Source organism: Acinetobacter sp. CIP 102129 (assembly GCF_000368305.1).
In the GTDB taxonomy this organism is placed as follows: domain Bacteria; phylum Pseudomonadota; class Gammaproteobacteria; order Pseudomonadales; family Moraxellaceae; genus Acinetobacter; species Acinetobacter parvus.
The window spans coordinates 608,681-634,640 of sequence record NZ_KB849340.1 but is presented as its reverse complement, the minus strand read 5'-3'; the positions used below and the strand labels follow the sequence as shown (position 1 = coordinate 634,640).

At 42.2% G+C, this 25,960-nt stretch carries 22 protein-coding genes, 4 tRNA genes and 2 pseudogenes; 12 read left to right on the top strand and 16 right to left on the bottom strand.

Annotated elements, in window-relative coordinates; translation table 11 throughout:
- Positions 1-4: 4 nt before the first annotated feature.
- From gatA to F973_RS07120, 3 genes are all read left to right on the top strand, one after another.
- Positions 5-1,483: an Asp-tRNA(Asn)/Glu-tRNA(Gln) amidotransferase subunit GatA gene (gatA, locus tag F973_RS07130; protein WP_004760894.1), complete on the top strand. Its 1,479-nt coding sequence runs from the start codon at positions 5-7 to the stop codon at positions 1,481-1,483.
- Entirely contained in the window at positions 1,483-2,952 is a 1,470-nt protein-coding gene (gene gatB / locus F973_RS07125) for an Asp-tRNA(Asn)/Glu-tRNA(Gln) amidotransferase subunit GatB (RefSeq protein ID WP_004760892.1), read from the top strand. Before gatA ends, gatB begins: the two co-directional genes overlap by 1 nt.
- Before the next feature lie 69 nt (positions 2,953-3,021).
- A complete protein-coding gene (locus F973_RS07120; RefSeq protein ID WP_004678216.1) occupies positions 3,022-3,804 on the top strand; it encodes an LEM-3-like GIY-YIG domain-containing protein in 783 nt (260 codons plus the stop codon).
- Positions 3,805-3,904: 100 nt separating this feature from the next.
- Here the strand turns inward: F973_RS07120 and F973_RS07115 are convergent, their stop codons facing one another.
- Positions 3,905-5,098: a phospholipase D family protein gene (locus F973_RS07115; protein ID WP_004760891.1), complete on the bottom strand. Its 1,194-nt coding sequence runs from the start codon at positions 5,096-5,098 to the stop codon at positions 3,905-3,907.
- A gap of 170 nt (positions 5,099-5,268) precedes the next feature.
- Positions 5,269-6,345: a DUF1176 domain-containing protein gene (locus F973_RS07110; protein ID WP_004760889.1), complete on the bottom strand. Its 1,077-nt coding sequence runs from the start codon at positions 6,343-6,345 to the stop codon at positions 5,269-5,271.
- 125 nt (positions 6,346-6,470) lie between these two features.
- On the opposite strand from F973_RS07110, the gene F973_RS07105 reads away from it, so the two are divergent.
- Positions 6,471-7,220 carry a DUF4850 domain-containing protein gene (locus F973_RS07105; protein WP_212749543.1) on the top strand — a complete coding sequence of 250 codons (750 nt, stop codon included), beginning with the start codon at positions 6,471-6,473 and terminating at the stop codon, positions 7,218-7,220.
- Positions 7,221-7,272: 52 nt separating this feature from the next.
- Here F973_RS07105 and sbmA read toward each other — a convergent pair whose 3' ends face one another.
- From sbmA to F973_RS07090, 3 genes and pseudogenes are all read right to left on the bottom strand, one after another.
- The gene (sbmA, locus tag F973_RS07100; protein ID WP_004760886.1) at positions 7,273-8,469 is read right to left on the bottom strand and encodes a peptide antibiotic transporter SbmA; all 1,197 of its coding nucleotides are present in this window, start codon (positions 8,467-8,469) and stop codon (positions 7,273-7,275) included.
- 210 nt (positions 8,470-8,679) lie between these two features.
- Positions 8,680-9,657: a patatin-like phospholipase family protein gene (locus tag F973_RS07095; protein ID WP_004760884.1), complete on the bottom strand. Its 978-nt coding sequence runs from the start codon at positions 9,655-9,657 to the stop codon at positions 8,680-8,682.
- Positions 9,658-9,792: 135 nt separating this feature from the next.
- A pseudogene (locus tag F973_RS07090) lies at positions 9,793-10,302 on the bottom strand (alanine:cation symporter family protein); the annotation flags it as partial.
- Positions 10,303-10,330: 28 nt separating this feature from the next.
- Here F973_RS07090 and F973_RS07085 point away from each other — a divergent pair.
- Positions 10,331-10,636, top strand: a complete 306-nt coding sequence (locus tag F973_RS07085; protein ID WP_000122230.1) for an IS630 transposase-related protein — start codon at positions 10,331-10,333, stop codon at positions 10,634-10,636.
- Positions 10,637-10,683: 47 nt separating this feature from the next.
- Complete coding sequence (locus tag F973_RS07080; RefSeq protein WP_004760103.1) at positions 10,684-11,178, top strand: IS630 family transposase; 495 nt, start codon at positions 10,684-10,686, stop codon at positions 11,176-11,178.
- A gap of 3 nt (positions 11,179-11,181) precedes the next feature.
- Here F973_RS07080 and F973_RS07075 read toward each other — a convergent pair.
- The 3 genes and pseudogenes from F973_RS07075 to F973_RS15235 form a co-directional block, all read right to left on the bottom strand.
- Positions 11,182-12,156: pseudogene (locus F973_RS07075) on the bottom strand (alanine/glycine:cation symporter family protein); the annotation flags it as partial.
- A gap of 91 nt (positions 12,157-12,247) precedes the next feature.
- Positions 12,248-13,483, bottom strand: a complete 1,236-nt coding sequence (gene gltS, locus F973_RS07070) for a sodium/glutamate symporter (protein WP_004760879.1) — start codon at positions 13,481-13,483, stop codon at positions 12,248-12,250.
- Between the two features lie 17 nt (positions 13,484-13,500).
- A complete protein-coding gene (locus F973_RS15235; protein WP_004760877.1) occupies positions 13,501-13,653 on the bottom strand; it encodes a hypothetical protein in 153 nt (50 codons plus the stop codon).
- A gap of 422 nt (positions 13,654-14,075) precedes the next feature.
- Between F973_RS15235 and F973_RS07065 the strand changes: the two genes are divergently transcribed.
- On the top strand, positions 14,076-14,783 hold the full coding sequence (locus tag F973_RS07065) for a nitroreductase (RefSeq protein WP_004678233.1): 708 nt from the start codon (positions 14,076-14,078) through the stop codon (positions 14,781-14,783).
- A 21-nt stretch (positions 14,784-14,804) separates the two neighbouring features.
- On the opposite strand, the gene F973_RS07060 is transcribed toward F973_RS07065, so the two are convergent.
- A complete protein-coding gene (locus F973_RS07060) occupies positions 14,805-16,019 on the bottom strand; it encodes a multidrug effflux MFS transporter (protein WP_004760876.1) in 1,215 nt (404 codons plus the stop codon).
- A gap of 107 nt (positions 16,020-16,126) precedes the next feature.
- On the opposite strand from F973_RS07060, the gene yccS reads away from it, so the two are divergent.
- From yccS to F973_RS07040, 4 genes are all read left to right on the top strand, one after another.
- Positions 16,127-18,301, top strand: a complete 2,175-nt coding sequence (yccS, locus tag F973_RS07055; protein ID WP_004678239.1) for a YccS family putative transporter — start codon at positions 16,127-16,129, stop codon at positions 18,299-18,301.
- Between the two features lie 105 nt (positions 18,302-18,406).
- Entirely contained in the window at positions 18,407-18,991 is a 585-nt protein-coding gene (locus F973_RS07050; RefSeq protein ID WP_004681639.1) for a YcxB family protein, read from the top strand.
- Between the two features lie 207 nt (positions 18,992-19,198).
- A complete protein-coding gene (locus tag F973_RS07045) occupies positions 19,199-21,736 on the top strand; it encodes a PepSY domain-containing protein (protein WP_004760873.1) in 2,538 nt (845 codons plus the stop codon).
- 130 nt (positions 21,737-21,866) lie between these two features.
- Positions 21,867-22,652: a YdcF family protein gene (locus F973_RS07040; RefSeq protein WP_004760871.1), complete on the top strand. Its 786-nt coding sequence runs from the start codon at positions 21,867-21,869 to the stop codon at positions 22,650-22,652.
- A 29-nt stretch (positions 22,653-22,681) separates the two neighbouring features.
- On the opposite strand, the gene F973_RS07035 is transcribed toward F973_RS07040, so the two are convergent.
- From F973_RS07035 to F973_RS07005, 7 genes are all read right to left on the bottom strand, one after another.
- Positions 22,682-23,152, bottom strand: coding sequence for a DUF2750 domain-containing protein (locus F973_RS07035; RefSeq protein ID WP_004756030.1), 471 nt, complete (start codon positions 23,150-23,152; stop codon positions 22,682-22,684).
- A gap of 94 nt (positions 23,153-23,246) precedes the next feature.
- Positions 23,247-23,322 (bottom strand) — tRNA-Val (locus tag F973_RS07030).
- A 141-nt stretch (positions 23,323-23,463) separates the two neighbouring features.
- Positions 23,464-23,540: transfer RNA gene (locus F973_RS07025), tRNA-Asp, on the bottom strand.
- 47 nt (positions 23,541-23,587) lie between these two features.
- Positions 23,588-23,664 (bottom strand) — tRNA-Asp (locus F973_RS07020).
- A 23-nt stretch (positions 23,665-23,687) separates the two neighbouring features.
- Positions 23,688-23,763 (bottom strand) — tRNA-Val (locus F973_RS07015).
- A gap of 151 nt (positions 23,764-23,914) precedes the next feature.
- Positions 23,915-24,436 carry a cell wall-recycling L,D-carboxypeptidase ElsL gene (elsL, locus tag F973_RS07010; RefSeq protein ID WP_004760870.1) on the bottom strand — a complete coding sequence of 174 codons (522 nt, stop codon included), beginning with the start codon at positions 24,434-24,436 and terminating at the stop codon, positions 23,915-23,917.
- Between the two features lie 176 nt (positions 24,437-24,612).
- On the bottom strand, positions 24,613-24,978 hold the full coding sequence (locus tag F973_RS07005; protein ID WP_004760869.1) for a YbaN family protein: 366 nt from the start codon (positions 24,976-24,978) through the stop codon (positions 24,613-24,615).
- Between the two features lie 99 nt (positions 24,979-25,077).
- Here F973_RS07005 and F973_RS07000 point away from each other — a divergent pair, with 99 nt between their 5' ends.
- The gene (locus F973_RS07000; RefSeq protein ID WP_004760867.1) at positions 25,078-25,947 is read left to right on the top strand and encodes a DUF1853 family protein; all 870 of its coding nucleotides are present in this window, start codon (positions 25,078-25,080) and stop codon (positions 25,945-25,947) included.
- Positions 25,948-25,960: the final 13 nt, after the last annotated feature.

Here is a 25,960-nt window from a genome sequence, read left to right as displayed (position 1 = left end):
TCATATGACAGATTTACATCGCTTATCAATCCGTGAACTTTCCGAGGGCTTAAAACAGGCCCAGTTTTCATCACGTGAATTGACCGAACATTATTTAAAACGTATTGCCCATATTGACCCAAAAGTAAAAAGTTATGTGACGGTGACGGCAGAACAGGCACTTGCTGAAGCTGATGCGGCTGATGCTGCACTGAAAGCAGGCAATGCACATGCGCTAGCGGGTATTCCACTGGCACATAAGGACATTTTCTGTACCCAGGGTATTAAAACCACTGCGGGTTCAAAAATATTGGATAACTTTATTTCACCTTATGATGCAACTGTGGTTGCCAAAGCCAAGGCTGCAGGTCTTGTGACTTTGGGCAAGGTAAACATGGATGAATTCGCAATGGGTTCAACCTCTGAAAACTCTTACTTCGGTGCAACCTCCAACCCTTGGGCGCTTGATCGTGTTCCAGGAGGGTCGTCTGGTGGTTCCGCAGCGGCTGTTGCAGCTGACCTTGCACCGATTGCCACAGGAACGGATACTGGTGGCTCGATTCGCCAACCTGCTTCATTCTGTGGCTTAACGGGCTTAAAACCGACCTATGGTCGTGTGTCTCGCTTTGGTATGATTGCCTATGCATCATCACTGGATCAGGGCGGTCCAATGGCACGATCAGCAGCAGACTGTGCTTATTTGATGAATGTGATTGCAGGTCATGACAGCAAAGATTCTACTTCAGTAAATAAAGATGTGGACGATTACGTTGCCAAACTAAACGGTACGGCAGTCAAAGGCTTACGCATTGGTATTCCAAAACAGTACTTCAATGTGGCTGGTTTAGATGCAGACGTGAAAGCGCGCGTTGAAGAATCATTGAAAAAGCTTGAAGAGATGGGTGCAATCTTGGTTGAGATTGATCTCAACATGACTGAAGCCTATGTGCCGACTTACTATTTGATCGCCCCTGCGGAAGCATCTTCCAACCTATCACGTTACGATGGTGTTCGTTATGGCTATCGCTGTGACAATCCAAAAGACATTTTAGACCTGTATAAACGCTCACGCTCTGAGGGTTTTGGTGCGGAAGTGCAACGCCGTATCCTGATTGGGACTTATGCCCTTTCTGCGGGTTACTACGATGCGTACTATGTCAAAGCACAAAAAGTACGTCGTTTAATCCAACAAGACTTCCTCAAAGCATTTGAAAATGTCGACGTGATTGCTGCGCCATCTGCACCAACCACTGCATACAAAATCGGCGCAAACCTCAGCCCGAATGAAATGTATTTAGGCGATATCTATACCCTTGCGGTGAACTTGGCAGGTCTACCCGCCATCAACGCACCTGTTGGCTTTGATAAAGACAGCTTGCCTGTGGGCTTACAGTTGATTGGTAACTACTGGTCAGAATCACAATTGCTTTCGATTGTGCATCAATATCAACAAAATACAGACTGGCATACTAAACGTGCGGCAATTGCTGAGGAGAATGTATAATGACTGAAGCTCAAAAGTTAAAGCTTATTGACGGTTGGGAAGTCGTTATCGGGATCGAGATCCACACTCAGCTTGCCACCAAGTCTAAAATCTTCTCAGGTTCATCCACTGAATTTGGTCAAGACCCAAATACCCAAGCCAGCCTTGTTGATTTGGCCATGCCAGGCGTATTGCCAGTATTGAATGCTGAAGTAGTTGATCTTGCGATTCGCTTTGGTTTGGGTATTGATGCTTACATCGACCAAGCCTCTGTGTTTGCCCGTAAAAACTATTTCTATCCAGATTCGCCAAAAGGCTACCAGATCAGCCAGATGGACAATCCGATTGTTGGCTTGGGTCATATCGACATTCAGCTTGAAGATGGTACGGTGAAGCGTATTGGCGTAACTCGTGCCCATCTTGAAGAAGATGCTGGTAAATCCATCCATGACCAATTTGAGGGCATGTCAGGTATCGACTTAAACCGCGCTGGTACGCCATTGCTTGAAATCGTGTCTGAACCTGATATGCGTTCAGTTGAAGAAGCTGTGGCTTATATCAAGGCGATTCATACATTGGTGCGTTGGTTAGGTATTTCTGACGGTAACATGGCTGAAGGTTCTTTCCGTGCCGACTGTAACGTGTCTTTGCGTCGTCCAGGTCAACCTTTTGGCACACGCTGTGAGTTGAAAAACCTCAACTCTTTCCGTTTCATTGAGCAAGCGATCAATGTTGAAATTGAACGCCAAATGGAAATTTTGGAATACGGCGGCACAATTGATCAGGAAACCCGTTTGTTCGATCCGAACAAGATGGAAACCCGTTCAATGCGCTCGAAAGAAGAAGCCAACGACTATCGCTACTTCCCTGATCCAGACTTATTGCCAGTGATCATTGCCGATGAACAAATTGAAGCGGCTCGTGCTGCACTTCCAGAGTTGCCAGCTGCTCGCCGTGCCCGTTTTATGGCTGACTTTGGCGTAACGGAATATGATGCACACGTATTGACGCTGTCCCGTGAAATGGCGGACTTTTATGAAGCGGTTGTAGCTGCTGCTGGTGGTGCGAAGCAAGGTAAAGTCTCTGCAAACTGGGTGATGGGTGAATTCTCAGGTGCTTTAAACAAGGCAGGCCTGGAATTGGCAGACTCCCCTGTTTCTGCTGAGCAGTTGGGTGGCATGATCGCGCGTATCGTGGATAACACCATTAACGGTAAGATTGCGAAGCAAGTGTTTGGCTTTATGTGGGAAGCAGACGGAAAATCTGCGGATGACATCATTGCTGAAAAAGGCTTGAAGCAAGAAACCGATACAGGTGCGATTGAGGCGATTATCAAAGACGTGCTTGCCGCCAATGAAAAAATGGTTGAAGAGTACAAGTCTGGTAAGGAAAAAGCCTTTAACGGTCTCGTGGGTCAAGTCATGAAAGCTGCAAAAGGTAAAGCTAATCCAGCTCAAGTAAATGAATTAATGAAGAAATTGATTGGTTGATGAATTGACTGTTCTATTGTTTTTGTGAGATAAAACCTCACTTTATGTGGGGTTTTTAGGGTTAATAATATGAAAATAGAAAAGTTTAGTCCAGAAGTCTGTGAAAATCTTAAATGGTATGTTTATCGATTAGTCGATCCAAGAGATGGTTTGACCTTTTACATAGGTCGTGGAGTTAACAATCGAATATTTGATCATGTAAATGGGCTGCTAACTGATAAAGAAACAGAAGAAGATCTTCTTAGCTTAAAAATGAAACAGATCAGAGATATTCAATTATCGGGTTTAGATGTTATCCATATTATTCATCGCCATGCTTTAGAAAGCAAAAATATGGCTGAAGTTGTTGAGGCTTCATTAATTGATGCTTATTCAGGTCTAACAAATATTATGAGTGGCAAAGGTAGCAATGAATATGGAGTAGCTAATATTCATGAAATTGTTACAGCATATCAAGCTGAAACTGTAGAAATTACAGATGATGCTCTATTGATTTCAATCAATAGAACTGCTTTAGAACGTGGCGTATATGATGCAGTTAGATTTGCATGGAAACTCACCCCTTCAGAAGCCAATAAAGCAAAAATAATTTTAGCGACGGTACAAGGTGTGATCAAAGGCGTATTTGTGGCTGAACAATGGTTAGAAGCCACACAAGAAAACTTCCCGAACTTTATGCTGTTAGGTGAGGATGTCTATAATCACGAAATACGCTCAAAAAGATATGGGTTTATTGGGAAAAATGCACCTCCAGAATTTCAGACCAAATATTTAGGCAAAAGAATTCCTGAAAAGTTCAGAAAAAAAGGGGCTAGTAACCCTGTAAAATACTCATGGAAAGCCAAAGATTAAGTTTGTAAGATTCCCCCACACAAGTGAATAAATTAATGAAGAAATTGATTGGTTAATTCAAAAAGCTTTGTAAAAGAAAACGCTATAATGGCGTTTTCTTTTATGATTCATGCTCATAATAGATAGCATCTAACATTGCAGCTCGTTTTATCCATAAATGATAATCAGGATTATCTTTAGAAATACGCTCTTTATACCAAGTCAGTTGATGTAACTTTTCTAAAAGTTCCCAATAATTATCTTTTGAAATTGTTTTAAAACCAAATGCTTTAGCAATACCTTTTTTATTTTTATCATTAATGGCGACAAAAAAATCTGGTCGTATTAATGCTAAAAACCTTGTATAAGAAGCAATTTTAGGTTTTCTTTTCTGCTGCACACAAGCGATATTAAATTTATCAATATACTGATTAAAATTTTCTAATTTAATCTCTCCCTCTAAAGGAATTTCAGATAAAGCTTTTTCTAATGCTTCTGCATGCTCATTAACAACATTCTTCATAAAGCCTGCACCCTCTAAAGAACCAAACCAACCATAATCTATCGCAAAATTTGCATTATTTTTCATACCTGATATAAATTTTCTTGACTCTTTATCTAGTTGACTGAAAGTACTCTTTTGCAATAATACGTTCACTTGATCTAATAATTCCAATCTTGACTGATAACCATCATAATTATCATTTTCGACCATTTTTTTGAAATCTAACCAAGTCATATTGATCAATATATCGACTGGAATAGCGATATTAAGTTTTTCAATTTGTGTTGTTGTTTTTATTTCACGGATAGTTTTAGTCACTTCAATTTTCAACAAATATTTTTCTTTATACAACTCTAAATATAGATCATCAATATATTGATAATCTTCGGTATAATGATCAAGCAATAAAAATAAATCTTCTACAAACTCATGATTTTTTGTAACCTCTAACAGTACAGAAACCTCATCATTAAGTTCAAAAGCACCTTTTGTAAAATTTGCGCTCCCCACAATTACTTTATAATATGCTTCAAACTCAAAAATATAGAACTTTGGATGAAATACACCTGTTACAGATTTTTTAAAATAAAAATTCTGATGATCTTTAAAAGCTTCAATAAATTTTGGGCTGGTTTGATAAAAATGTAGCCCAACAACTGCTAACTTAATTTTATGAGAAACCTGTTGCAAGAGATTAAATAAATCATGTTTATCTGTTGCCCAAGCCGTTGCAAAATAAAATTGATCACAATGCTCTAATAAATCTTCAAAAGCATGATATAAATCTTCATGGTTGGCTAGAATTTGCATATAGGGTATGGAGTAATTTATTATGTTCCATTAAAGACTACAATATTGCACTTACCGACTCAAGAATTTATCCTCTACTTTGTTCTAGATCTAAATTTTTAACCCAGCTCTTAGATTAAACTTTATAAATATCAGTCATTTTTAACATTCTAAACTATTGAAATAAAGTCTTACTTAACCACACTTTCAATCAAATCCAGTTCCCAAACCCCACCTGCCGCCAAGCCCTTGCACATACCCGTCCACATATCTTTGGTATGTACAAATTTCTGCCCATCCCAAACCCACTCATCACTTGACCAGCAGTCTCCAATTCCGCGTCCTTTTTGTGAGCTACTGATTATCGCATCCCCAGAATCTGAGGCATGTTCAGTCACAAAGATTGCTTTTCCTGCTAAAGATTCATCCAGCACCCAGGCTCCATATCCCTCGTTATATGCTCCTCGCCAGCACAGAGTCGTTGCCAATACTTTTTTATTGCTTAATTTGTAGAGTTCAATCGACTGAGGTTTTACGCCATCACTGCTATAAACTCCCTCACAAAAACCATCTTGTTTGGGTGTAGGTTGTGCTGCCATCAATGATTTATACACGGACTGATACTGCTTGCTGTTGGGCTGCAAAGTTAGATAAGGTTTGCTGGCTGTTTTAACCTGTTTCACCACCAATTTCGGTTGAGCCGCTAAAACTTTTGCTTCGTTTATTTTTCCTTTCCTGACCAATGCCCCTATTGTTCCAACACGTTTCTGAAAATCATCCATTTTCAATAATGTTGCAGTCATACCCGCATCCGAAATATTCCATTGCAGTCGGTTATTTTTAAATACAATGTCTGCTTTTCCACTGGCCTGTTGCAACAATCCATTCACCTGTGCTGCGGTCAATCTACCCATAAGTGGAAATTCAGTGCCATCCACCAAAACAGCCCCTAAATCCTTGCCATTGACATAAAAATGAATATTTTTAAGCTGATTTTTAGGAATTTGAGGTTCGGTAAACCCATCACCCAAAGCAAACTCGCCTGTGACTTGCTGAGCTTTGCCCGCCTGACGTGTCAATAAGATTGATGCTGGATAATCATCACTAGATTCATTGTGATAGCCCGCAGCTCGACAGGTTCCTGTATTGCTACAGTAAATTTCCCAATCTTGATGTGAAAATGAAATACCTTTGATTTCTTGTGCGAAGCTAGTAGAACTTAGTGCCATAAAGCAGCAAACTGAAAGTATATTCTTCACTGGTATCATTCTGTATTACTCATATTTATTATCAAACTTGAAAACAATTTAAAGGACTGATCTACACTTGTCATATGTCATTTTATTGCAGAAGATATTAGCTTAAAGCAAACTGAGTTTGGTCAAATTTAAAAATGAAAAGAACAATTTTATTTCCCACGATTTTAATGAATATCTTCTCCTCAGCCATTCATGCTGAGATTACAGTATTTAAAGCAAATTTCCCTCAGTTTTCAAATAGTGCAAAAGAACGAAAAGCAGAAAATCAAATTTACCCTCTCGGTGAAGCTTCTTTTGCAAATGATGTTCGAGTGCCTTTTTACGGGGTAACCGCACTCAACCCTGTGGAAGATGGTTTATTAAAAGACTTTAAATCATGTTCCGCAAAAAGCTGTCATTTCGATTTTAAATTAGATGCTAAACAAGCTGAACAACTCAAGTTATGGGCTATTCCTGAAATAGGAATTGTACTTGTACCTAGAGATTGGCAAGACATACAATCAAGTGCAGGAGCGAATGGTACTGGATCTGCCTTAATCATAAGTCCAAATCAGAAACAAGCAATTCAGCTTTATGATTCATCATTTTGTGTAGGTTGCGGCATGCCAAATGCGACGCTTTATTTTCCACATCTTTTAAAACAAAGTGTGGAATATGAATACGGTGGTTATCAAGATCCGCTTAAATTACTGAAGATCGTACACCCTTCAAAACAAATCGCTTTCTTTAGTTATCAAATTCCTAAGCTGAATAACAGAACACATGGCGTAGCCAAATATCAAGATGAAGACACCTTTAACTTTAGAGAAATCAAAGTCACCGTTGATCAATCCCAACAGCATTTAGTTGGAACTATTCTAAATTTTTACAATGCGACTCATTAATCAAATCATGGACACAAAAAAACCTGCTAGTTGCAGGTTTTTTTAATCACACTTATTTTTTTAAAATTGACTCGAAAGCTTTTAAACGTTTATAAATTGAGAGTAATTCAATAATCGTTTTCCAAGAACTAATGAGATATTGAAATGATTCACGAACTTTATCAAAGATGTTACTAATTTGGTTGATCAAGCCTAAAGTCATTTTACCTGCGGCAATTGCAGGAAATAGCACCACCAGACTATATAAAACATCCAGTTGCTTATACCAAATCGCGACAAGGTTAAAATAAGCATAGTGAAAATAAAGTCTAAAATAATTTACACGTACTCGAGCAAATAACTCTTTTAATGTGAGTGGATCAGCACGATTCTCATGGTCTTCACCATAAACCAACTCTTTACGGTAGGCTGCCTCAACCTTTTGATTATTAAATTGTAGGCCTGGTAATTTCTGACCGACAATCATTAACACCACAGTTCCAAAGACCGCCCAGACAATTGCAGCCCATACCAGTGAATGTTCAATCTCACCCACGATTGGAAGCACTGGCACTTTCTCTGAGATTTTAAATAATAACGGCAGGAACGCGATCAGCACCATCACTGACTTAATCAGTTCAACCCCCAAGTCTTCCATAATGGTGGCAAAGCGCATGGTATCTTCCTGAATACGTTGCGAAGCCCCTTCGACATGACGAAGCCGATCCCAGTTTGCAGTGTAGTATTCATTCATGGCGGTACGCCAGCGGAATACATAATGGCTGGTAAAGAATGCATTGATTACGGCGAATGTGACAGCAACCATTGCAATATAAAGAAAAGTCAAAGTTCCATTATATAGGTCATTAATATTACCGCCGCCATCGCTTAGCATCTTTTGAATCATGTCCCAGAATGGTCCATACCAAGCATTGATTGCAACACTGACCTGCACCCCAAACCAGATATTAAACAGGATAAATGCTGACCCCCAGATTGACCACTTCTGCCATTTGTGATCAGAAAGGAATCCCCAAAAACCTGCAAATAAGGCGGTTGAAAGCAGAAACCAGAGATAGAACCAAATAAATGCAGGCGACCAGAAACGGCTCACCCCAATTTGCAACTCTGCTTCAGCATAGCCCTTTGGGAACCCCAAATATTCACCCCATCCATGGCCACCTGTATACCAGAGCAGCATGTTCAGGGCCATCCATACAACCACTGAAATAAAAAATGGACGTGGGTTGGGAAAAAATGATTTAAACATCGTGTTTAACAATCCTTGTTGTGCTGCAATTGACGCAAGTACGTCATGCTATAACCCCAAACTTAACTTTGTCTGATAGAAACTTTGGTAAGTTGTAGTTATTTACATGCTTTTCCAAAATTTTCATAGCATTTTGATGAGTATTTACAATTTGTTTAGGACATCGAAACGATTTTAATCCTGTTACGACTCTCTGTGGCCATATAAACCTTAAGGATGTGCTGGAAAGGTCTTTAAGGCAAAATCTTGCTGATCAGGTTGAACAAGGTTTTTCTTACTTTGAATGGCAAGTTCAATTTCAGAAAGCTTTGACTGAGCCGCATCAATCCCTGCCTGCATAGTCATTTCACGCCCCTTAACATCAAAAATATGGGCCTTTTCACGCAGATCAGGTTGAATCACCACATCGGCATCTTTCAGTTCTTCTTCAGCCAGACGGCCCTGCATAATATTAATGTTCTGGTTAAACAGTCCCCAGACATTGCTGGTTTCAGAATGAATCGGCTGGGCCAGAATATCCACTGCAATCACCACATCCGCTCCCAGTTCACGTGCAACCTGAACAGGCACAGGACTGACCAGCCCACCATCTACATATTCAACATCATGAATTTTGGTGGGTACAAACATGCTGGGGATTGAGGCCGAGGCACGAACCGCCTGTCCAGTATTGCCATAGTTAAAGACTGTTCTGCTGCCATCCTTAAGTTCAGTTGCCACCACATACATTGGAATCTTGAGTTGTTGCAAGGGTGTGTTGCGCACCTGCTGGTTGATGTAATCCTCAACCTTTTTACCATTAAAGAACCCTTTCAAGCTGACATTGACATCACGAACGTCATTGGCTTTCAGCTTTAGGGCAATGTCACGCAACTCGGCGGCGGTTTTGCCGCTGGCATAGATTGAGCCAACGATACTCCCTGCACTAGTGCCTACAATAAAGTCTGGACGAATCCCCTGTTGTTCCAGCACTTGTATCACCCCAATATGGGCATAGCCACGTGCACCACCAATCCCCAAAACCAAAGCGATTACGGGACGTTTTTGCTGTTGTTTGATATAGCTAAAAGGCTGGCTCAGCACCCGTGCCTGGGCATCTTCAATTGCTGGACGTAAATGTGAGGTTGTTTGGCAACCTGTTAAAATGATTACTGATAGTCCGAGTATGCATGATTTAAGCCGTTTCATATGCAGTTGTTGCCATATTTACTGTGTTTCCAACTTAAATTTTAGCTCTTCCCAGCCTGAAATGCTGTATCAGTTTTTTTGCTGTTGTGACTGCCAATTCATAAAAAAGCCCCTCGAAAGGAGCTTTTATCAAGATCACCAGATATCTGAACCAACTTTTTTCTTTAGTTCAGGATATTGATCAATCTTGAACTCTGGTTCCTTAATACCTTTCTTTAACTGAGATGTGTAGTCTTTCAATAAAATCAATGCTATCGGAGTCAGCAATAGAATTGCGATCAGGTTAATAGTTGCCATCAATCCCATCGATAAGTCTGCCATAGACCAAACCAATGGAACGCTAGTGATTGCACCGAAGTACACCATAACCAATACTAAAATACGGAAAACAAGCATGATTTTAGGATTGTTATTGATAAACTGCACATTACTTTCAGCGTAGGCATAGTTACCAATAATCGACGTAAAGGCAAACAGGAACAGAATAATCGCCAGCAAACCACCGCCCCAGCTACCAATTTGGCTCTCCAAAGCTTTCTGGGTCAATGTCACGCCTTCAAAGCCAGCTTCGTGATAGAGACCAGACACCATAATGATGATCGCGGTACATGAACACACCACGAAAGTATCGACAAATATAGTCAAATCATTATAAAACTAATACAATGGTGCAATGAGTTATTCAGAACATTTTAGACGTAAAATTTTAGCTAAGCTTGAGGAAGGTTATTCTATTCGAGCGGTAGCTGCACAATTTGAAATTAATAAAAATACCATTGTTGAATGGAAGAAACGTATAGAGATTAAAAAAACTCGTGTACGTAAACCTTCTAAAATTAACGATGATGCTTTACGTGAAGATGTTGAAAAGTATCCTGATGCTTATCAATATGAACGTGCTGCACGTTTTAATTGTGGTGTTTCATCTATTGGTGCTGCATTAAAGCGCTTAAATATTACAGTTAAAAAAAGACGTTAAGCCATCCTAAAGCAGATACAAGGCTTAGGGATAAATTTATTCAGCAAGTGAAAGAATTAGAAAAAAACCACCCGATTATTTATCTGGATGAAAGTGGTTTTAAGTCACATGATTATAGACCTCATGGCTATTCACGAAAAGGAGTACCCTGTTTAGGGCAATATAATTGGCAATTAAAGAATCAGACCAATGCCATTGGAGCAATCCATAAAGGGGATTTATTTTCAGTCGGTTTATTTGATTGCAAAATCAATTCAGATGTTTTTCATTTTTGGATTGAGCAATTCCTCATACCAGCATTACCTGAAAATAGTGTAGTGGTTATGGATAATGCAGCATTTCATAAAAGAGCAGATATTCAGGAGTTATTGGAACAACAAGGGCATAAAATTCTTTGGCTTCCTGCATACAGCCCTGATTTAAATCCTATAGAACAGATGTGGGCATGGGTTAAACGTAAGCGTAAAGAATGGTTGATCGACTCAGTCGATGAGTTATTTCGAGTTTTTTTCGAATCCTGTATGAATAATAAAGTAGTTTGACTATACACCTAGCATCTGGACCAGACCCTGATTCACAGGGTGTTTCACATCAGAGGCCGCGGCGGCATTTGGCGCTGACCCCATACCTGCTTCGTTGGAAAACAAGCCACGTTTGATCCCCATCATCATTGCCATAGAAATCATCGCACCGAAGAAACCACCTGCCGCAGCCTCAAACTGAAATGCCTTGCTAAAGATCAATTTAAAGATCTCAGGCAACATCGGCAAGTTGGCTATCGCAATGTACAAAGCGACCATGATATAAAGCAATGCCATGAAAGGAACGATACTTTCAGCAACTTTAGCGATACGCTTGATCCCACCAAAGATAATCAATGCCGTCATAATGACCAATGCAATCCCAACCCATGACACTTCGAGATCAAGACCACCAAGCCCCAATACAAAATTGGCTTTATCCCATCCCCAGGCATGTGAGGTCGCACCAATAATCGCATTTGCCTGAACGGCATTAAATACAAAGCCATAAGCCAGAATAAGTGACAGTGCAAAAACGATACCTAACCATTTTTGTTTTAAGCCTTTGGTAATGTAGTACGCAGGTCCACCACGGAACTGCTTGTTTTGATGATCTTTTACTTTAAATAACTGGGCGAGCGATGACTCGACAAATGCAGAACTCATACCAAGAAAGGCAGTGACCCACATCCAGAACACAGCACCAGGACCACCAATTGCGATTGCAATCGCAACACCAGCAACATTACCCACGCCCACACGGCTTGCAAGCCCAGTGACAAAAGCCTGAAATGGTGTAATGCCATGTTCATCCTGCGTTTCTTTACGACTGCCTTTCATCACACGGATACTATGCAGGAACAAGCGAAGCTGTACCGCACCCGTAACAAATGTGTAAAACACCCCAACCGCAACCAGTAATACGACTAGGAAATTCCAAAGCGGATCATTCAAGAACTGTACCCACGACATCAGCGTGGCATTTAATTGTTCATTCATCACTTATTCACTTAAAAATTTTATGTGCGTCAATCACATATTCAAAAAAATGGATGAATCAAAAAAGCCCCGTATGGGCTTTTGATCTAACTTAGATAAAGAATTTCAAAATGAGTTGAATGACAGTTGCATTAATCAAGTCAACAAAGAACGCGCCACAAAGCGGCACTATCAGGAATGCTTTATGCGATGGGCCATACATATTGGTAATTGCCTGCATGTTTGCAACAGCTGTTGGGGTTGCACCCATACCAAAACCACAGTGACCCGCTGCCAATACGGCTGCATCGTAGTTTTTACCCATGACACGGAACGTCACAAACGCAGCATAAAGCGCCATTGTCAATGTTTGCGCGCCAAGAATCACAACAAGTGGACCAGCCAAATCAGCCAGTTGCCATAATTTCAATGAAAGCAAAGCCATTGCCAAATACAGTGATAATGATGCATTACCAAATACATCAATTGCACGGTCAAAAATATCAACCTTTAATATGCTTTCCAGAATGTTGCGCAAAACCACACCACCGCCCAATGCCCAGACGAAAGTTGGCAGCTCAAACCATGTGCCTTTACTATAACCTGTCATGAATTCAGCAAATGCCAAACAGGCAGCAAACAGACCAAGTGTGGTAATGGCATTATCCGCAGTGATTAAACGAACTTGATGCGGATTTTCGAATGGTGCAAGTTCATCAGGGTGCTGGTCGAGATGAGTATCACGATCCTTGATCTCGGAAGAGGTTTTGGCATGGGCAAGGCTGTAACGGTTAATCAGCAGCTTGGCCAATGGACCGCCGATAATCCCACCAATAATCAGGCCGAAAGTTGCACTTGCCATACCCAATGCCAAAGCGCCCTGAATACCATGCTGAGTTTCAAGGATTTCACCCCATGCACCTGCGGTTCCGTGACCACCTGTTAGTGTGATTGAACCTGCGATCAAACCGATCAGAGGATCAATACCTAATAAAGATGCAAGACTCATCCCGACAACATCCTGTACGATGATGAATGTAGCGACACAGATCAAGAATAAAACTAAGCCGATCCCGCCTTCTTTGAGCTTCATAAAGTTTGCACTTAAGCCAATCGAGGCAAAAAAGATCAACATAAAACTGGTTTGCAACTGACTGCTAAAAACAATACTGTAGCCCCAGAATGAATGCACCAACAAGGATACCACTGCTGCCACCAAACCACCTGCGACAGGCTCAGGGATGTTGTAACGCCTTAAGAAGTCAATTTTGTTGACCAGTAAACGTCCTAATAACAGAACGATCACTGCCGAAATTAGCGTGTAGAAACCATTAAAAGTAAATTCCATGTTTTATTCCATTTATTCTATTTGTTATGTAAATAAACAAGCGCTGTAGCTCTGGCACGAAAGTGTTGAATCTGTTCTTGCCCACTGGCATAGGCATTGTTCATCATGGAAGTTGCAACAGTGATTGCCAAGTCGTGAATAAATGGCTTACGGATGAGAGGTAAACTCATGAGAAGCTCCTGTATCTGGTGTATATTTCAACATTTTCCACAGGCACAAAATTGGATAAATTCGATATGCCTGAGCTAGAAAATCCCCCTCACCGTGTCAGCAAGGAAAGCCTAATCAATTTTAAAAAAGGGCGTATTATGCATAAATTTAGAATATTGTGTGTATTTTTTTATTCTAGGGGCAATCACAGCCCCAATATATATCAATAAATATTACTTCTATTTCATTGTGTTACAAATACATTTAATTTTCACATAAAGAAACAAAATACAAATGAAATACAATACTGGTAGGTCTCATCTATATATCGCTTACTTTTCACTCAAAACTCCAATCTACGACTTAAAAAGTATCTGCAAAAGCTATTTATTACTTTATAGTCTCATTCTATGAGAAAGATCATAAATGATGAGGAATTTTTATGAACACGGAACAAGTCCGCTACGTCGATGATGCCATTACATCGCGCCATTCAGTACGTGCGTTTCTGGATACCCCCGTTGAAACCCAAACCATTAAGGATATTTTGGCGGTTGCCAGCCGAGCACCGTCTGGCACGAATACACAGCCGTGGAAAGTATATGTGCTGACAGGTAAAAAACGAGCTGAAATGATTAACCGTGTTTGTAATGCACAAATTGAAATGTTTCAAAAGCCAGAACTCGCTGGGCAGTATCAGGAAACCTTTGCCTATTATCCTGAAACCTGGATTTCACCTTTTATTGACCGCCGTCGTGAAAATGGCTGGGGACTCTATGGTTTGCTAGGGATTCAAAAAGGGGAAAAGGAAAAAATGGCGGCACAGCAATTGCGTAACTACCAGTTGTTTGATGCACCTGTTGCCCTGTATTTCACCGTGAACAAAGCAATGGGGATTGGTTCAAAAATGGATATTTCCATGATGATCCAGAATGTTATGGTTGCAGCTAAAGCACGCGGTTTGGATACCTGCCCGCAAGCCGCATGGAACCATTTCCATCCAATCGTACTGGATGTGCTTGGCGCACCTGACGATGAAGAATTGGTGTGCACTGTTGCCTTGGGCTATGCAGACCCTGATCACATTGTAAATACATTTATCACGCCTCGTGAGCCTGTGGAAAACTTTACTGTATTTTTAGATGAGTAATTCATTTATTGGACAGTATCTTTAGCTGAAGATACTGTCTTGCTGTTTCCCCACCTTAAAAATTGCAAATAGTCCCGCACTGGTAAACATCAACATCATCAATCCCATATTGAGTGATGCTTTCCAAATCAGGAAGTTTAAGATTACCCCGCCCAACAAGCCACAGGCGAATTGCATACTCCCCATAATGGCACTGGCTGTTCCTGCCCGCGCGCCCTGTTTCGACATGGCCAATGCCATTGCATTGGGTCCAGTTAAACCAATCCCAGAAACAACTAGAAATAAACCTGACATTAACAGCCAAAGTGGCGCGTGGTTCATCAAGCCAGCACTGACCACAATCAATGCGCCAAAACATTGAATTGTTCCACCTAAGCGCAAACGTGGAAAAATGTCCATGCGGGTATTGAGATGTTTATTCAGTGAGGACATCAGCATAATTCCACCTGCATTCATTGCAAAGGCATAGGAGAATTGCTGCTGTGACAACCCATACTGCCCCATAAACACCGCAGAGGCAGAGCTGATATAACAGAACAATGCCGCACCCGTCAGACAGCCTGCAAACATCGGTCTTCTAAAACTTTCATCTTTTAAGATTGCGGCGTAAAGGGTCGTTACCTGATAAAGAGACAAATTTAAACGGCGTTCTACAGGCAAGGATTCCTTAAAGAAGAAATGTACACACAACCAGCAGATTACCCCAATCACAGCCAAAGTGATAAAAATAGCCTGCCACGGGAAGAATGTTAGAATCCAGGCGCCAAACATTGGTGCAAGAATCGGTGCCAGTCCCATCACAATCATCATGCTGGAAAAGGCCTGCGCAGAACCCTGCATATCCAGACGATCACGGATGGCAGCCCTGGCAATCACCACCCCGACACAGCCACCCAAAGCCTGAAAAATCCGAGCAGCGATTAAAGCCCATTCATTGCTCACAAAAACACAGGCCAAACTGGCAACCACATACAAGGCCAAGCCAAAATATAAGGGGGTTTTGCGTCCAATACGGTCACTTACAGGCCCATAAATCAGTTGTCCAATCGCAAGTCCCAAAAAATATGCAGGTAAGGTATTGGCAATCATCTGCATGCTTACCCCAAACTCATCCGCCATTTGTGGCAGCGCGGGTAAATACATATCAATCGATAACGGACCTAAAGCTGTCAATAAAGCCAGCAATAATATCCATGCTGTTGAATATTGACGCTGACGAGCTTGCTCTGCCTGCATAATACTGTACTTTTCATGTTAATCACGTTTGCAAGCTTAGCATCCTCACTGTATTTGTGCATAATATGAGTGATAAAATCGATAGCAGAATACAAAAAGGATCAACCTTGAATCCCTGGTTCGGACGTTTAAAACAGGCAACCTACAACACCACGTTTATGTATAACGTGCGTATGCTCATTGCCTTTACAGGCACGGCTTTTGTTCCCTATCTGCTCAATTTCCAACTTGCCACCATTCCACTGACATTGGGTGTGGTTGCCGCAGGTATCAGTGACATTGATGACCGTTTTTCCGTGCGCATCATGAACCTGATTTATACCTATATCGGTTTCTTTATCACTGCGGCATCGGTTCAGTTGCTGTTTCCCTATCCTGCTGCCTTTGCAATCGGGCTGATTGTTTCCTGTATCGGCTGGATTTTACTGGGTTCACTCGGTCGGCGTTATGCCACCATTGCCTATGGCTGTCTGGTGGTTTCGGTCTACTCAATGCTGGGTGTACACCTGTTCGAACAATGGTATCTACAACCAGCCTTATTGGTAGCTGGCGCAGCCTGGTACGGACTGCTTTCCACCATTAGCTTCCTGTTATTTCCTGTTCGTAAATTGCAGGACCAGCTCTCTGCCTCTTATCATGCGCTGGGGAGCTTTTTATTTGCCAAATCCAATCTGTTCGATGTCGATATGACGCCATCAAGCTATCAGCAAAGCATGATTGATCTAGCGTTGGAAAATGGCAAGCTGATCTCCATCTTCAATGACATGCGTATGGCGCTGCTGACCCGCCTCAAGGGTGATCGTGGTCAGAAAGATACACGGCGTAGCTTGCAGTATTATTTTGTTGCGCAGGATATTCATGAGCGGGCGGATTCAGCTCATATCGACTATCAGAAACTGGCCAAGATTTTTCAGCACAGTGATATTTTATTCCGCTTCCAGCGTATCCTGACCATTCAGGGCAAAGCCTGTCAGGACTTGGCGAACTGTATTTTAACCCGTACCCGCTATCTACATAACAAACGCCTTAAGCACAGCTTTGAAAACTTAAGGCTGTCGCTGGAAAAGTTGCATGCAGACCAAGTCTATGATCAGGTACGGATTAATGCCCTGTTTGCACTTTATCAAAACTTAAAGTCGATTGATGCTCAGCTCCAGAATCTGGAGACTGAACGTAACATTCAACTGATCAATGCCCAGCAGGCGGAAAACCAGCTCAAGGATGATGACCTGAAAGGCTGGAATGACATGATGGTACGGGTCAAGCAGCATCTCACTCCCGAATCGGTGTTATTCCGCCATGCGGTGCGTCTGTCGATTGTGCTGTTTATCGGTTACATCTTCATTCAGTTAACCCATATTGCCTATGGCTACTGGATTCTACTGACTGCCCTGTTTGTCTGTCAGCCAAACTTTAACGCCACCAAACGCCGCCTGTATTTACGAATTGTCGGCACCCTGATTGGGATTATTGTCGGTCTGGCGATTATTTACTTTATTCCGTCACTTCAAGGGCAATTAGTCATGTTGGTGCTCAGTGGCGTTTTATTTTTCGAGTTGCGTAGTAAACAGTATGCCCAGGCAACTGCCTTTATCACCATTCTGGCCTTGATCAACTTTAATCTGGATGGTTCCGCATTTGCCGCAGGTTTGCCACGCCTGATCGACACCATCATTGGCTGTGCACTGGCATGGTTTGGAGTCAGCTTTATCTGGCCCGACTGGAAGTTCCGCCGCCTGCCACGCACCATTCAACGTTCACTGCAAGCCCAATGTAAATATCTGGCGGAAGTAGTAACCCAATATCATGAAGGGCGTAATAATGCCCTGAACTATCGAGTGGTCCGACGGGCGGCACATAATAATGATGCGGAAGTTGCATCACTCATTTCCACCCTTGCAACCGAACCCAATATTGATCCCACCAAGAAAGCACAGGCATTTGAGTTTCTCTGTTTAAGCCATACCTTTCTCAGTTATATCGCGGCCTTGGGTGCGCACCGTGAACGTATTGATGAGCCTGCGATATTAAGCCTGTTGGATCAGGCACTGGATGATATTCAGGGTGCACTGTTACGAGATGAAGTACCTGACCTGTCTTCACAAAATATGCTACAAAGCATACGCGAACGCCTGAGCCGCAATGATGAAAATGACCAGAAATCGCTGATTATCTTACAGCAGCTTTCCCTGATCCTGAGTATCCTGACCCGTTTAAGTATGCTGAAACAGAGTTTAAGCTATGAACCCCATGAAGATGGCACCGAGTTTGCCTCACTTTAGGGGCTATTGGTATTTTAATCGTCCCTATGATTCGCTATTGGCCTAATATCTTTGCATGCCAATCAATGATAAACTTAACCCAGTTCTAAACTCATTTTTTAAACTATGACCGCCAAAACGCTATACGCTTATACGCTACAACCCGTTCCCTACGAAGTTTCTGAACAAGAACAACGTCAAGCCCAACTTATGATTTGGCGTGGTACCAATAAGTTCAGCCGCAAGGCCTGGCTGATTATGATTGCACTTGTGGTGCTTTCACTGGTTACAGCAGGCCTGATCAAGTATTACTCCACCTACTCAACCGCGATTTGCTGGGTGGTGATCATTGGTGTGGTACTGTTCTACCTCATCAAGAAGTTTGGTCTGGAATGGTATGTGAAACGTAAAATGAACGAATTTCCTGTACAGGAAATCAAGGGGATTCGTTTAGGTGTACAGCCCCACGGGATTGTGATGCGCCAGAAAATGGGACTTCAGGAAGGTACAGCGACCATCGGCTGGAAAGACATTTACGAATGGTACAATACCCCTGATTTTATTTTGGTTAATTTCAAGGTAAAGACACCAAAAGGCGAAGTTCAGCAAGGTGCCTATATCCTGCCAAAACGCATGGATTCAAAGAATTTCTCATTTAATACAGTACGCAAGCACTTAAAAGAGACAGTTGGTGAGGCTAAACCGTTGTAATCGGATGCGGTCATCAGCAATATAGAACAACCCAGCCCAAGCTGGGTTTTTTCTTAAAATAGCACTTCCCTCGTTTAGGTTTAAGCCAGATTTAAATCACTCAATTTGAAAATAAGAATCAAAATCAATATTATCTACAAAATCCTTATTCTATTCTTATTATTGGGTTATATTTACAGAAACTTCATCATCTTTCTATTTTTCCCCATGTTTAAAAAAGTATTCTTCCAAATCCACTGGTTTTTAGGGATTACGGCTGGTTTAATCCTCTCCATCATGGGAGTGACAGGAGCCATTTACTCCTACGATCAACAAATCTTAAAAATGATTAATCAGCAAAGTTATGTGGTACAAGCTGCAACAACTCCCAAGCTGACACCAGCGCAACTTTATCAGCATTTCAGCCAGCAACAACCTGAGATTAAGATCAACAGCATCACCCTCTCTGCTGACCCTACCGCATCCTCTACAGTCAATATCAAGAAAGATGGCGAACGGCGTGGCTATAACATGATGGTCAATCCCTATACTGCCGAGGTTCTGCCTGAGATCAAGGGACAGGAGTTTTTTCAGTTTATTCAGCGTTTGCACCGTTATCTGACGATGGGTGATTTTGGCAAACAGTTGACAGGTGCGTCTGCGTTGATGCTGATTTTCTTTGTATTAAGCGGACTTTATCTGCGTTTTCCGAAGAAACACTCCTTTAAACAATGGTTTTTTATCAAGCCCAAGCTGAAAGGCCGTAATTTTATCTGGAATTTACATGCCGTTGTGGGCACTTGGGCGGTGGTGTTCTACCTGTTGTTTGCATGTACAGGCTTATACTGGTCCTATGACTGGTGGCGTGCAGGCATGTTCAAGGTGATGGGAGTCGAACAGCCACAACGCAAAGAGCATGACAATGAGGGTGACCAAGCCAAGCAATCTGAATTATCCCAGCAACAGATCAATACAATTCTTGAGCAGACATGGACAAACGTCAATGCACAGATTGGCGGCAAATACTCTGCCCTCACCCTAAATATTCCCAAGCACGATGACGCAAAGCTAGAGCTATCATTCGTTGACAATATTCCACAGCATGAACGTGCACGCAATCAGGCTGTCTATAACTATCAGCAGCAAAAAATTGAAAATTTAGAATTATATGAAGATAAAAAGCTTAATGAGAAAATCATGAGCAGCATGCTACCTGTGCATCGGGGTAGTTTCTTTGGTTCGACCTACCAGTTTATTGCCTTGCTGGCCTCTCTCAGCATGCCTTTATTCTTTGTGACAGGCTGGATGCTGTACCTCAAACGCCGTCAACAGAAGAAACTGACTTTGGCAGCGCGTCAATCCCAAACATCACAACAGGTCGATCCAAATGCAAAACCATGGTTGATTACTTATGCGTCTCAAACAGGTGTTGCTGAACAGTTGGCTTGGCGCACCGCCACCAGCCTACAGGAGGCACAGCAGCCGACTGTAGTGAAACCCATTCAGCAACTTACCGAGCAGGACTTACAGCAGGCGCAGCAGGTTCTATTCGTGGTCAGCACCTATGGCACAGGTGAAGCACCCGACCTGGCAACAGGGTTCTGTAAAAAGCTCATGCAACAGAGGCCTAACCTCGGTCACATGCAATATGCGGTATTGGCGCTCGGTTCCAGAGAATATCCAGACAGTTACTGTAGTTTTGGCTATGCAGTTGATAAGTGGTTAAAACAATGCAATGCGGAGGCATTTTTCGAGTTAATCGAAGTGGACAATGCAAATGCCAATGACATTCAACGCTGGAATCAAGCCTTGTCTGCGGTGACTCAGCATGAACTGCATGCCATGAATATTGAAAAGGTCTTCGATCAATGGACACTCAGTAAACGCCATGTACTTAATCCAAATAGTTTGGGACAGGCAGCCTATAATATTGAACTGACAGCACCTTATGACATTAGCTGGCATGCGGGAGATATTGCAGAGATTCAACCAGCCAATAGTATGACTGAGATTGAAGCCTTTCTGGCCAAGCATCAAATTCCTGCCAACATTCAGGTTGCTTCACTCAAACAACCGATTGAACAATGGCTGTGGAATAAAAACCTACGCACTGAGATTCAGCCATTTACCAAGCTTGAGGAACTGCTGCAACAACTTTCCACTCTGCCAACACGGGAATACTCTATTGCCAGCATCCCGTCACAGCAAGTTCTACGATTGGTGGTGCGTCAACAACGTGATGAAAATGGCCAATTAGGACTAGGTTCAGGCTGGCTCACCGAGTTTGCATCCTTAAAGCAAACCATTGCCTTACGCATTCGTAGCAATGAATCTTTCCATTTGATTGATGACAACCGCCCTATTATCTGTATCGGCAATGGTACAGGCATTGCAGGACTAATGGGCCTGTTACAGCAGCGTAACCGTCAGAATTACACCACCAACTGGCTGATCTTTGGTGAACGCCAACGCGAACATGATTTCTTCTATCAGGAAACGATTGAAGCATGGAAAAATATGGGCACGCTCAAACGCCTTGATCTGGCTTTTTCCAGAGATCAGGCGCAGCGCATCTATGTACAGGATGTCTTGCGTGAACAGGCTGATGAGTTAATTAGCTGGCTAGACCAGGGTGCGGTCATTTATGTCTGTGGTAGTATTGATGGCATGGCTTCAGGTGTAGATCAGGCACTTACCGATATCCTAGGTGAAGAAAAAGTGGATGCACTTCGTCAGGCAGGACGTTATCGTCGGGATGTCTATTAACTCGTAGTTCACTTTCCTCCAAGAACAACGGGTGTTTTCACACCCGTTTTTTATACAACAGCATCAAAATTTGCCTTTCTCCTAAATTTGCATACACTTAACACGATTCAAATCGACCACAATTCAAATTATGCAACTCAGTTCATGGCTTCGTCTCTTATTTGCCCTTGTCGGTTCAGTCCTGTTCATTGATGGTGCGGTGCTGATCGCATTTAAAAAGATTCATATTGGGACAGTGCTTCCACTGCTGCTTGGCCTTTTTTTCTGTGTATATGCGTTCTTTTATTATCATATTGAACGTTTCTTTTTCTATCATTTCCGCCTACATTCCATTTGGCGCTTTGGCTGGTTATGCTTCTGGATCTGGTTGATTAGCTTAGGCTATTTTTTTAATTATCTGGCAGAGAACAATGCAAAAACCCAGACCATACCCCCAGTACGGGCAATTATTGTGTTGGGTAGTGGTGTTGAAAATGGGCAGCCATCCGCCACCCTTGCCAAGCGACTGGACCGAGCTGCTCCAGTGGCCCTGGCCCAACCTAATGCAAAACTGGTTTTGACAGGAGGTATTGATTTTGGTGAAACTCAAAGTGAGGCTGAGGTGATGTCCAGCTATCTACAGCAGAAGCACCACATTCCCGCTTCGCAAATACTTTTGGAGGATAAGAGCACCAGCACTGAGCTGAATCTTCAAAATAGTCAGCCTTTGTTGCAGGCACAACACATTAATATCCAGCAACCAATTGTAATCGTGACCAGTGATTTCCATACACTGCGGGCGGCCGCAATTGCGCGAAAACAGGGATATCGCCATATCAGCATGCTGGGTGCCACCACACCTTTAGCCACACGTTATAATGCATGGCTAAGGGAGTATTTTGCCTACGCAAGTGGCTGGTTACTGGATGAGTATTGATAGGGTTATCCCTATCAATATCTTATTGCTTATTGATGCAAACGAATGTCCCGTGGCAACGGCAACTGCAACTCAGCAAAAACCTCTGGGCGCTGCAAATAGATCTGATACAGAAAATTCTTAATATCCAATAATAATGAATCAGGGCTAACCAGTAGGTTATTCCCCTCAGGCGTTAGGTCAAGAGAAAGTATGGTGTTATTTTCCTTTAAAAAAGGAATCATCTTTTCAATGAATGCCATCAAGGGCAATTCCTGAACCTCGTAATTGGCCCAATTGTCCTTGATCAGTAACTTTGCCATTCCCTTGTTCTGCCAAATAGACATGGCATGCTGCCCTGTTGGCGTTGCACATAGTGCCCAACCCTCATGATACAGGGCAACCACACGACGCTGGACAATAATATTTTCAATAAACTGGCGATAAAGCTGTTTAGGCGGTGAATTGGATATCGTAGTTTGAGATTTCGACGCAGCCTTGCGTTGATATGGATTTTTCATAATAAATGACTTCAATATTAGAATGATTATCGCGGCACATGATAAATCAAGCTTGAAGTGATTACAATGAATTGATTTTTAAGATGATGGGATATGGTGGGCGCTGACGGGATCGAACCGCCGACATTCTGCTTGTAAGGCAGACGCTCTACCAACTGAGCTAAGCGCCCTGAACGAAGATAAACAAAGCAAAGCTTTGTGCGAGTGCAAGAAAAAAATCTTTAATTTTTCTAATTAACTCTCGTTTCAGAGAAGCAAGTATAAACATACTTGTTAAAACAAACATTTTCTTAAACAGGGAGCCAAGAAAATGGCGCAGCGGACGGGGCTCGAACCCGCGACCCTCGGCGTGACAGGCCGATATTCTAACCAACTGAACTACCGCTGCACTATAATAATTTTGCAATTATGAGCTAAACGATATTAAAACTTAAGTGGCGCAGCGGACGGGGCTCGAACCCGCGACCCTCGGCGTGACAGGCCGATATTCTAACCAACTGAACTACCGCTGCACTTGAGTTTTAACGTAAAGGTTTGGTGGGCGCTGACGGGATCGAACCGCCGACATTCTGCTTGTAAGGCAGACGCTCTACCAACTGAGCTAAGCGCCCTTAACGTCTTCATCGTTTGTGAGGTGCATTATAGAGAATCTTCACAGCCTGTCAAACGCTTTTCATGCTCTTTTCGGAAAAAACCGTGTGAATGATTAAAAAATAGGTCATTCTTGATAAAACACAGGATTTTCGTATTTTATTTAGGCACTTATTTACAATCTGGCTGCTTATTTTCCAATGTCTGTTCTGAAATATAGACCAGTGCATGTTCAGGAACAAGCCCGAAAAGCTCGATAATTTCATCATTCTTCATTCGGATACAGCCATGAGACATCGGAATGCCCATCGGTTCCGTATCAGGTGTCCCATGGATGTAGATATATCGTTTAAAGGTATCACAACCCTCCCCCTGATTAAAACCAGCCTCCAAACCATCCAGCCATAAAATTCGCGATAAAATCCAGTCCCTTTGTGGAAACTGTTGTGCAAGCTGTTGATTGTAAATTTCGCCTGTGGGCTGGCGCGCAATAAAGACTGAATATTTTGCAGCGTCATGACCGATCTTTTGGGCAACACGATGCCAGCCTCTTGGGGTTTTACCACTGTTTTCCTGTTCACCAATTCCATTCTTGCCAGAGGAAATCAGATAAAACTTGTTATGTTTCGGCAATCGTAAAGTTTGTTGTACCAAATCAATCAATATGTCTGCCTGTTCCAATGTATAGGACATTTTCTATCTCTAAATATTTCGGTCTTGCTGATTTATTTGAACATAAAAATGCTGCGCTTTCTGTAATTTTGATTTTTAGAACTGATAGGAGGCTGACCCAATGATTTAGGAAAATGGTGTTCTTTTTGAATCTGCTTTATATATACAAGATATATTCTGCAAAAGCTTCGCTTTTTTTAACGCTGCTCAGGCTCAGGACGTAGCCATAACCAGATCGCCACAATCAACATGGTAACATCAGTAAATATCTTGACCCAGAACGGCGCATTGGTAAACAGCATTAAAATCCCACTGAACAGCATCATGATAGTGGCAATCCACTTGGCCTTGCGTGGTACAGTCCCATTTTCACGCCAGTTACGCAGTGTGGGACCATATTTGGAATGGTTCAGTAACCATGCATCCATTTGCGGCCAGCCTTTTGATGCCGCCCATGCCGCCAGAATCAGGAAAACTGTTGTTGGCATACCAGGTAGAATTGCTCCAATAATTCCCAATGTGATAAAAATCACCACCAAGCTACGCCAGAACAATGTTTTCATTTAGTAATTAACCGACACGTCAATACAACCGTGCTAGTATAAAGTGTTTTTATTGTTGTTTATCAAACTGAACTTATTATTTCTCGATGATGGGTGACTATGCCTGAGAAGATTGATTCACCCAGCTTTTTTGAACCGTGGTTACAGTTTAAGCAGCCTATTGTTCGGCAGTTGGCCTTTTGCATTGCCAGTCCCAATATCCTGACCAAAATACCCGATGATTTAAAAATTGAAAATTATTTTGAACTTCATTCCAATACCGTTTGGCAAGAGCACTATCAAGCTTATGAGGTGCGGTTGCAACAGTTGGATCAGCAACCTCAACCCTTAATTGACTTTATGGCACGCCTGAAAAGTACCCGTTTAGGTTTGCGTTTTGAATACCTGCTCTGGTTCTGGCTAGAGGATGATAATTATCACCCCTACCAGTTATTAGGCCACAGCATCCAGAAAATTGCGGGGGCAGTCACCCTGGGTGAGCTTGATTTCCTGTTACTCAACAAACAGACCCAGGAAATCGAGCATTGGGAAGTCGCATTGAAATATTATTTGGGTGAGAACGAACTCAATTTATCTGAATGGTTCGGCCTAAATCGGCAAGATACCCTACAGCGAAAACTACGGCACTTTACCCAACGCCAGTTTCAGTTTTCCGAGACCAGCCAGTACACAATTCGGCGTAAATTAGCAGTCATGAAAGGACAACTGTATTTACCAGAACCTCATTACGCATCATCTATTCCAGAATGGATCAACACATCCAGACGTTTAGGTCAATGGGGAACGATAATCCCTGTACTACCCTACTATCGCCTACAACGGCATGAATGGATTTGCCCTGATCAGCATCCATCTTCACAAACTGCCGAATGGTGGACCAATGGACTTTATCACAATGCAGACACTGAACCCATGTTTTATATGTTTCGTCAACCCGCCCTGTTATTTAGCTCAACCGCAAGTAAATAACATTTTATAACAG